This is a genomic window from Vibrio sp. YT-19(2023), from assembly GCF_033337395.1.
In genome coordinates this window covers 1-919 of sequence record NZ_JAWOQN010000236.1, presented here as the reverse complement: position 1 = coordinate 919, position 919 = coordinate 1, and the positions used below count along the sequence as shown (strand labels likewise).

Annotated in this window: 1 pseudogene; it reads left to right on the top strand. The window is 44.8% G+C overall.

The features are described 5' to 3' along the window. A pseudogene (locus R7E78_RS25105) lies at positions 1 to 919 on the top strand (GGDEF domain-containing protein); the annotation flags it as partial.

The window sequence follows — 919 nt, the reverse complement described above, 5'->3', positions numbered from 1 at the left end:
TACCGCGCTCTCGTCGTTGGATGCTTTGCTTGAAACGTCACGAGAAAAAGGTGACAAGAAATTGGAATCGGAAGTTCTGTTGCTCAAAGGTCGTTACTACGATGAGCAAGGGGACTATAAGAAATCGTACGCGGCGTTGATGTCTTCGATGGAAGCGGCGGAGTCATCAGGTGCGCAGGGCTTAGTCGAACGAGCAGCACTAGAGCTCGGTGATGTATTGGTAAAAATTCAAGGCTATGACCGCTCTGAAGTCGTGCTGAAGCAGGCGTATCGTTATATTAAAGACCGCCGCATGTCGTTTAATGAGTTGCTTAGCGTTCTAACTATTGCCAAGCTACACAAAGCTCAGTTCCAATACGATGAAGCCATCCAATCTTATCAAGCCGCTTTAAAGCTTGCGCAGATTATTGGTGATGGACGTTTTCGCTTTCGGGTGAACTTGGAGCTTGCGTCTCTGTATCGCGAAACCAACAACGAAAAAAACATGCTGCGTCATCTCAAGCTTGCCGAAAACTTGCAGTACCGTGAAACCTCGAATGCGTACTTGGCAACATTTAAGTTGTTACAAGCTGAGTACATGCTAGAGCGTAAGCAGTATCAAGCTTTATTAACGATGATTACGCCTTTACTTCCTGAGATCATCGAGAGTCGCTACATCAAACAGCAGCAAATGGAGCTGTTAAAAGTCGCTGCTATGGCTTACGCCGGAGATAAAAACTTCGAATTGGCCTATCAAACCTACGGTCAATATCATGAAAAATTCATTCAATTTAGTAATCAGCGTGAAGTCGAGAACTTAGAGCGACAACAAACCTTGTTTGAGCTAGAGCGATTAGAGTACGAGAACGAAAACCTCAACTGGAACAATGTATTACAGCGTCTAGAGCTGGAGAATAATCGCCGAACATTCTACCTGTTG